This window comes from Streptomyces javensis (genome assembly GCF_039525925.1).
Classification (GTDB): domain Bacteria; phylum Actinomycetota; class Actinomycetes; order Streptomycetales; family Streptomycetaceae; genus Streptomyces; species Streptomyces asiaticus.
Genome location: NZ_BAAAIF010000016.1, coordinates 79,306 through 86,575 on the forward strand (window position 1 = coordinate 79,306; position 7,270 = coordinate 86,575).

The window sequence follows — 7,270 nt, forward strand, 5'->3', positions numbered from 1 at the left end:
TCGTCGCCCTACGCTCCTGCCATCCACGGCGCATCCGCGCCGAGCCAGGGAGGCCCAGGGAGGCATCCATCGTCATGTCCACACAACGCCGTGAACGCCGTATCGCCATCGTCGGAGCAGGGCCGGGAGGGCTGACGCTGGCGCGCGTCCTGCACCTCCACGGCATCCCCTCGACCGTCTACGAGCTGGACGCGTCGGCGACCGCACGCGACCAGGGCGGCACGCTGGACCTGGACGAGGAGTCCGGCCAGCGGGCGCTGCTGCACGCCGGGCTGCTCGAGGAGTTCCGGCCGCTGAGCCGTCCCGAGGGCGGGGAGCTGCGGCTGCTCGGCAAGCACGCCGACGTCGGCTTCCACATCCCCCCGCCGCGGGACGGTGACGGCAACGACCGTCCCGAGATCGACCGCCGGGTGCTGAAGGAGCTGCTGCTGGGCTCGCTGCCGGAGGGGACCGTCCGCTGGGGCCAGAAGGTCAAGGCGGTCGCCCTCGGCGCGGCGGGGCGGCCCGCGCTCACCCTGGCCGACGGCACGGCCGTCGAGGCGGATGTGCTGGTCGGCGCGGACGGGGCGTGGTCCAGGGTCCGGCCGCTGCTGTCCGACGCCGATCCGGTCTACACCGGGGTGTCATTCGTCGACGGCCTCCTGAACGACGTGGACACCCGGCACCCGGCCGTCGCCGAACTCGTGGGCCGGGGCTCGATGTTCGCCCTCGCGGACGAGAAGGGGCTGTTCGCCCAGCGCAACGGCGGCGGCCGGATCCGCGTCTACACCGCGGTCAAGGCGCCGGAGGAGTGGAGCCGTTCGGGCCTCATCGACCCGGCGGACCCGGCGGCGACCAGGAAGCGGCTGCTGGACCTCTTCCCCGACTGGGACGAGGGGCTGCGCGCGCTGATCGCGGACAGCGACGGCCCGCTCGTCCCCCGGCCCATCCACGCCCTGCCCGTCGGCCACCACTGGGACCGGGTGCCCGGCGTCACGCTTCTGGGCGACGCCGCCCATCTGATGTCCCCCTTCGCCGGGGCGGGCGCCAACCTCGCCATGCTCGACGGCGCGGAACTCGCCCTCGCCCTGGCCGCCCACGACGACCTGGAGACGGCTCTGCACGCCTACGAGACAGCCATGTTCCCGCGCGCCGAGGCGGCGGCCGCGCAATCGGCCGACCACCTCGTCGACTTCTTCCAGCCGGACGCCCTGCGGATCCTGCGGGACGCCTTCACCACACTGACCGCCGGAGGTGCGGACCGATGACCACGCCCACCGAACTCACCACCGTCGAGCCCTACCCCGGTCTGCCCCTGACGGTGCGGGACGTGGGCGCGGGCCGCCCCGTGCTCGTGCTGCACGGCGGCGCCGGACCCGCCAGTGTGAGCGGCGTGGTGGACCACTTCGCCGCCACCTCCCGGGTGCTGGCGCCGACCCACCCGGGCTGGGAGGACACCCCGCGCCCCGAGTGGTTCGCGGGCGTGGACGACCTCGTCGAGACGTATCTGGATCTGCTGGACGACCGCGATCTGCGTGATGTCCTGGTCCTCGGCAGCTCGTTCGGCGGCTGGATCGCCGCGGAGATGGCCGTGCGCGACCGGGGCCGCCGCATCGGCGGGCTGGTCGTCATGGGCGCGTTCGGGCCGCGGCTCGAGGGGCACGAGGTGCGGTTCCCCACGGCGCCGCCCGGCCCGCCGCCCGGTGAGGGCTCCGGGCCCGGGGAAGGCTCCGAACCTGGTCAGGGCCCCGGGTCCGGGGAAGGCTCCCGGCCCGGACAAGGCTCCGGCGCATCGGCGCCGCGCCGGGGGCCCTCGCCCGCGGCGCTCCAGGCGCTGGCGGCCTACGCCGGGCCGACGAAGTCCGACCCGAAGCTGCTGCACCGGCTCGCCCGGGTGACGGTGCCCGCCCTCGCGGTGTGGGGCGAGAACGACACCGTCGTCCCGCCCGACTACGGCCGCGCGTACGCCGCCGCCATCCCCGGGGCGCGCTTCGAGCTGATCGCGGGCGCGGGCCACCTCCCCACCCGGGAGGCCCCGGAGGCCACGTTCGCCGCGATCGACGCGTTCCTGGGCGCCGCCGCCGGGCGATAGGCGCCACATCTCAGCTGGGACGTCCCGGCTGAGGTGCTCAGCTGGGGCGTCCCAACTGAGGTGCTCAGCTGGGGCGTCCCAGCTCCTTGCGGAAGAGCTCCAGCACATTGCCGCCGAGGATCTTCTCGATGTCCCCCTCCGGAAGGCCCCTTCGGACCAGCGCCTCGGTCACCAGAGGCAGTCCGCGGGGGCCTTCGAGGCCGGGGACCACCAGCCGGGCGTACTCGACGTCCTCGCAGCAGGGCGGGGTGGTGTCCGCGCTGACCTCCTTGATGAAGTCCGGCCCCAGGCCCACATGGCCGACGCCGATCACCTCGGCGATGTGGACGATGTGATCGGCCAGCCGGTCCACCGTGCGGTCGGCCGGGTCGGTGGCCAGGAACTCGCCGAGGAAGTTGACGCACACCGTGCCGCCGGTGGCCGCGATCCCGCGCAGCTGCTCGTCGGTGAGGTTGCGATGGTGGTCCAGCAGCGCGCGGGCGGAGGAGTGGGTGGCCAGCACGGGGCGGGTGGCCAGCTCCAGCACATGGGCCACCCCGGAGGCGCCGAGATGGGAGACGTCGAAGAGGATGCCCAGGCGCTCCATCTCCTTCAGCGCCTGGACCCCGGCCTCGGTGAGCCGGCTTCCGGTGGCGTCCTCACCGCTGCCGTCGGCCAGGGCGGTACGCCCCCAGTGGGCGAGCGAGGCGACGCGCACGCCGAGGCGGTGGAGGGTCGGGAGCAGCTCCACGTTGGCATCCAGCCCGGGGGCGCTCTCCAGCGCCAGCACCAGGGCGATCCGGCCGTCGGCGAGCGCCGCGTCGATGTCGTCGCCGTCCAGGCACAGCCGTACCTCGTCGGCGTTGCCCTCGGCGAGGGTATGGGCGCACTCGATCATGCGCAGCGTCTCGCGCAGTGCGCCCTCGGGGCGGAACTGGTCGTCGATGAAGACGGGCAGCACCTGGAGATCCACCCCGCCGTCGCGCAGCTGCGGCAGCCAGCGCTCCCGGAAGTAGTCCGCCCAGCGGTGCGGCGGTCGGGCGGTGACGGCGATCAGCAGGTCGTTGTGGGCGTCGGCGACGACGGCGCGCTGGTGAAGTGCACTGCTCATACGGACGACGGTGGCCTTTCGTGAGACCGGGACCCCGGAGGCCGGGGCCGGGGTTGGCGGCGGTCATCGTGGCGTACGGACCGGCCGCCGGTCCATGGATTTTCGTCTGGCGGACGGGGAATCGGCGGGCTGTTCCCCCCTCCCCGCCCCTTCCCTCAACTGGGGCTCCGCCCCAGACCCCGCTCCTCAAACTCCCCCAGCTACCGCTGGGAGGTGCCCCCTGGAGGGGCTGGAAGGTGGGGCTCCGCCCCCGGGCCCCGGGGGTCCGGGGGTCCGGGGGCGGAGCTCCTGCCACGCGGCGGAGCCGCATATCGATGCCGCGGGAGGGGCGGGGAGGGGAAAGGCCCGCCGCAGGCGCCACGCCCCGCCGGGCATCGCCCAAGACCGCATGCGGCACGCCGTCAGTTGAGGGCGATCAGCCCGATGGCCAGCCCCGCGCCGAGCAACCCGAGGGCCTGGGGCCGGGTGATCCGCTCCCGCAAGAACGTCAGCGCGAGCAGCACCGGCACCGCCGGATAGAGCGCGGACAGCACCACGGCGACGGACAGCAACTCCTGCCGGGTGGCGAGCAGATAGAGGATGGTCGCCAGGGTGCCGAGCGCACCCGCGACCACCGACACGGCGGCCGCCCGGCGGGGCAGCCGGCAGGAGGCGCCGGTGGCGGGGAACAGCGCCAGGATGACGGCCACCGACACGGCCCGGCTGACCACCACCGGCCACCATCCGGCCGAGGCCGGTATCCGGGCGAGCGCGAAGAAGTGCAGCGCCAGGCCCACTCCGGCGACCAGCGCCAGGACGACGGCCGGGCGCGGCCGGTCGGCGTCCGGCCCGTGCCCCGACCGCAGTGCGCGCGGCCCGCGCGGCTCATGCGGCCCGCCCAACTCGTGCGACTCAAACGGCCCGCGCCGCCCACGTAGCCCATGCGACTCACGGGGCTCGCGCCGCCCACGCGACCTACACCGCCAACGCCCCTCACGCGGCCCACACCGCTCAGACGACCCACGCGACCCACACCGTCCACGCAACCCACGCAACCCACGCAGCCCACGCGACCCACACCGCTCAGATGACCCACGCGACCCACACCGTCCACGCAACCCACGCAGCCCACGCGACCCACGCAGCTCACGCGGCCCACGCAGCTCACGCAGCTCACGCGGCCCGCTCGACCCACTCGGCCCACTCGGCCCACCGCGCGAGACCAGCCAGAGCGCGGGCAGCCCGAGCGCGATCCCGGTGAGCGCCAGGGGCGAGGGTCGGTCGCCGAGGAGGGCGATCCCGGCCAGCACCGGCAGCCCTACCGCCGTGACGTCGCTGACCGGCACCACGACGCTCATCGGCCCCTGGTTCATCGACCAGTAGAGGCACGCCACGCCCACCCCGGTGCCGAGCCCCGAGAGCGCGCCCCAGCCCAGGGCCGACGGCGGGGCGTCGGCACCCTGGGTGAGCAGCACCGGGACCAGGCTGACCACCGTGCCGCCCGCCTGGGCGCAGGCCGCGACCGTCACCCCGTGCCGGTGGCGGGAGACCAGCCCGCTCAGGAAGTGGGTGGTGCCGAAGCAGAGCGCCGAGGCGACGGCCAGCAGCTCACCCATGGTCCGTACGGGCCCCGTCCCCGTCCTCGGCCGCGGTCGGGGTCGCGGACCGGGCGGCCGCCCGGTCCGCGGCCCCGACCGGGCACTCGACGCCGTCCGGGGTGCAGGCGGTCCGGTCGCACAGCCGGCACATCCGGTCGGCCGAGCCGCTGCCCTGGTAGAGCCCGTCGAGCAGCGTGGCCAGCAGTGCGCCGAGGTCGCGGACCTCCGCGTCGCCGAGGCTGTCCAGCACCTCGGTGAGCCGGGAGGTCCGCGAGGTCAGCAGCCGGCCCGCGGTCCGCCGGCCCTTGGCGGTGGGGTGGACCCCGGTCCAGTTGCCGATTCCGCGGCGCCGCTCGACCAGGGCGTCCCGCTCCAGCCCGTCGACCATCCGCACCGCCGCGGACTGGGTCAGCCCGACCCGGCGGCCGAGCTCGGTCACGCTCACGCCGGGGTCGGCGCGGAGCACGATCAGCGCGGCGGCCGCGCTCATGCTCAGGCGGGACGCGGCGGCCGGGGCGCTGAGCAGATCGTCGGTGATCGCCAGCGCCGTGGCCCCCAGCAGATTCGCTACGCGTTCCCTCTCATCATGCATGAGTCATGCATACCCGGCGGAGCTGATTCCATGCGCCGCCCGGCGGGGTGAGAGGATCGGGGCGGGACGGCCCGAGGGAGGAGGCGGGAGATGTCGGTGGAGATCACCTGGTGGGGGCATGCCACCGCGACCGTGCGGGACTCCGGTGTGCGGGTGCTGACCGACCCCCTCTTCGTACGGCGGCTGGCCCATCTGCGGCGCCGCCGGGGAGCCGTGCCACCGGCCGCCGCGGCGGTGGCGGACGTGGCGCTGGTCTCGCATCTGCACGCCGACCATCTGCACCTCGGCTCGCTGGCCAAGCTGCTGCCCGGCACCCGGCTGGTGGTGCCGCGCGGGGCCGGGCGGGCGGTGCCCGGGCTGCGGCGGGTGGTCGCGGCGCGGGAGCTGCGGGTGACCGAGATGGCGCCAGGGGACGTGTGCGCGGTCGGCGAGGTGCGGATCCGGGCGGTACCGGCCGCGCACGACGGGCGGCGGCTGCCGTACGGGCCGAGCCGGGTGCCCGCGCTGGGGTACGTGCTGAGCGGCGAGTCGACCACGTACTTCGCGGGCGACACCGGGCTGTTCGACGGGATGGCGGAGGCGGTGGGCGCCTGCGATGTGGCGCTGCTCCCGGTGGGCGGCTGGGGGCCGTACCTCGGCCCCGGCCATCTCGACGCGGGCCGCGCGGCGCGGGCGCTGGCGCGGCTGGGGGCGCGCTGCGCGGTGCCGGTGCACTACGGGACGTACTGGCCGATCGGGATGGACGCGATCCGTCCGCATGAATTCCACGCCCCGGGCGACGACTTCGTCCGCCACGCCGGGCGGCTCGCCCCCGACGCGGTGGTGCACCGGCTGGTGCACGGGGAGTGCGTGCGGCTGGAGCCCGCCAGGTGATAGGGGATCTGGCGGATCTGGCGCGGAGCGTGCCGTCCGAATCGACACAGCAGGCGGTGGGGTACCCCTCGCTGTTCCTGCTGGTGGTCTTCGGGTCACTGGTGCCGGTGGTGCCCACCGGGGCGGTGGTCTCCTCGGCGGCGGTGGTGGCCATCCACCAGACCGCTCCCCCGCTGTCGCTGCTGGTGGTCTTCGGGGTGGCCTCGCTGGCCGCCTTCTCCGGCGATGTGATGCTGTACTGGCTCGGGCGGCGCGGGGTGCGCTCGAAGAACGGCTCGCGGTGGCTGGAGCGGATCCACGACCACGCGGCGCCGGAGCGGCTGGACCAGGCACAGGCGCGGCTGGACGAGCACGGGGTGGCGGTTCTGGTGCTGTCCCGGCTGATCCCGGCGGGGCGGATACCGGTGATGCTGGCCTGCCTGCTGGCGCGCTGGCCACTGCGGAGGTTCGCCCGGGGCGCCGGGCCGGCGGCGCTGGCCTGGGCGGTGACGTATCAGCTGATCGGGATCCTGGGCGGCTCGCTCTTCCCCGAGCCGTGGGAGGGCGTGGCGGCGGCCGTCGTTTTGACGGTCGTGATCAGCACGACGCCCGCGGTGTGGCGCCGCGTACGCCGCCGTACGGCGGAGGACGCCCGGAGCGAGGCTGCGGGCTGACGCCCCGCCACCCCGGAGCGAGGCTGCGGGCTGACGCCCCGCCACCCCGGACCGGGCCCGAACGGCCCGGCCCGCTCCGGCAGCGTCCCTGCCGTACCGGCCCGCCCGGGGGGCTTTCCCCTCCCCGCCCCTTCCCGATACCAGGGGCTCCGCCCCTGGACCCCGAACCGGGGCTCCGCCCCAGACCCCGAGGCCCGGGGCCGAGCCCCGCCACGCGGCGGAGCCGCATACCCATGCCGCGGGGAGGGGCGGACCCCCGCTCCGGGACCCCGGCCCGGGACCGGGGCCAGACCTCCGGCCCGAGGTCTGAGGCAGCGCCCCGGTCCGGGGCCGGGGGCAGCGCCCCAGTTTCGGGGCCAGGGACAGCACCCCGGTCCGGGGCCAGGGGCAGCGCCCCCGTTCGGGGCCAGGGAC

7 protein-coding genes are annotated in these 7,270 nt (G+C 75.4%); 4 read left to right on the top strand and 3 right to left on the bottom strand.

All coding sequences use genetic code 11. From position 1 onward, the window contains the following. Window positions 1-74 precede the first annotated feature (74 nt). Both ABD329_RS17090 and ABD329_RS17095 read left to right on the top strand, forming a co-directional pair. The gene (locus ABD329_RS17090) at window positions 75-1,247 is read left to right on the top strand and encodes an FAD-dependent oxidoreductase (protein WP_198280632.1); all 1,173 of its coding nucleotides are present in this window, start codon (window positions 75-77) and stop codon (window positions 1,245-1,247) included. Continuing rightward, window positions 1,244-2,071: an alpha/beta fold hydrolase gene (locus ABD329_RS17095; RefSeq protein WP_198280631.1), complete on the top strand. Its 828-nt coding sequence runs from the start codon at window positions 1,244-1,246 to the stop codon at window positions 2,069-2,071. The genes ABD329_RS17090 and ABD329_RS17095 overlap by 4 nt, the downstream gene beginning before the upstream one ends. 64 nt (window positions 2,072-2,135) lie before the next feature. On the opposite strand, the gene ABD329_RS17100 is transcribed toward ABD329_RS17095, so the two are convergent. The 3 genes from ABD329_RS17100 to ABD329_RS17110 all read right to left on the bottom strand — a co-directional run bounded on the left by ABD329_RS17100 (window position 2,136) and on the right by ABD329_RS17110 (window position 5,330). After that, window positions 2,136-3,161, bottom strand: coding sequence for a dipeptidase (locus ABD329_RS17100; RefSeq protein ID WP_198280630.1), 1,026 nt, complete (start codon window positions 3,159-3,161; stop codon window positions 2,136-2,138). Window positions 3,162-3,562: 401 nt separating this feature from the next. Further along, window positions 3,563-4,756 carry an EamA family transporter gene (locus tag ABD329_RS17105; RefSeq protein ID WP_344316587.1) on the bottom strand — a complete coding sequence of 398 codons (1,194 nt, stop codon included), beginning with the start codon at window positions 4,754-4,756 and terminating at the stop codon, window positions 3,563-3,565. Continuing rightward, window positions 4,749-5,330: a MarR family winged helix-turn-helix transcriptional regulator gene (locus ABD329_RS17110; RefSeq protein WP_344316588.1), complete on the bottom strand. Its 582-nt coding sequence runs from the start codon at window positions 5,328-5,330 to the stop codon at window positions 4,749-4,751. Before ABD329_RS17110 ends, ABD329_RS17105 begins: the two co-directional genes overlap by 8 nt. Window positions 5,331-5,420: 90 nt before the next feature. Here ABD329_RS17110 and ABD329_RS17115 point away from each other — a divergent pair, with 90 nt between their 5' ends. Then, on the top strand, window positions 5,421-6,203 hold the full coding sequence (locus ABD329_RS17115; protein ID WP_344316589.1) for an MBL fold metallo-hydrolase: 783 nt from the start codon (window positions 5,421-5,423) through the stop codon (window positions 6,201-6,203). Further along, window positions 6,200-6,856: a DedA family protein gene (locus tag ABD329_RS17120; RefSeq protein WP_344316590.1), complete on the top strand. Its 657-nt coding sequence runs from the start codon at window positions 6,200-6,202 to the stop codon at window positions 6,854-6,856. The genes ABD329_RS17115 and ABD329_RS17120 overlap by 4 nt, the downstream gene beginning before the upstream one ends. Window positions 6,857-7,270: the final 414 nt, after the last annotated feature.

Excerpts from the sequence above, each read along its gene's own strand:
- ABD329_RS17090 (WP_198280632.1), top strand. The coding sequence starts at position 75 with ATGTCCACACAACGCCGTGAACGCCGTATCGCCATCGTCGGAGCAGGG.
- ABD329_RS17095 (WP_198280631.1), top strand. The coding sequence starts at position 1,244 with ATGACCACGCCCACCGAACTCACCACCGTCGAGCCCTACCCCGGTCTG.
- ABD329_RS17100 (WP_198280630.1), bottom strand. The coding sequence starts at position 3,161 with ATGAGCAGTGCACTTCACCAGCGCGCCGTCGTCGCCGACGCCCACAAC.
- ABD329_RS17105 (WP_344316587.1), bottom strand. The coding sequence starts at position 4,756 with ATGGGTGAGCTGCTGGCCGTCGCCTCGGCGCTCTGCTTCGGCACCACC.
- ABD329_RS17110 (WP_344316588.1), bottom strand. The coding sequence starts at position 5,330 with ATGCATGATGAGAGGGAACGCGTAGCGAATCTGCTGGGGGCCACGGCG.
- ABD329_RS17115 (WP_344316589.1), top strand. The coding sequence starts at position 5,421 with ATGTCGGTGGAGATCACCTGGTGGGGGCATGCCACCGCGACCGTGCGG.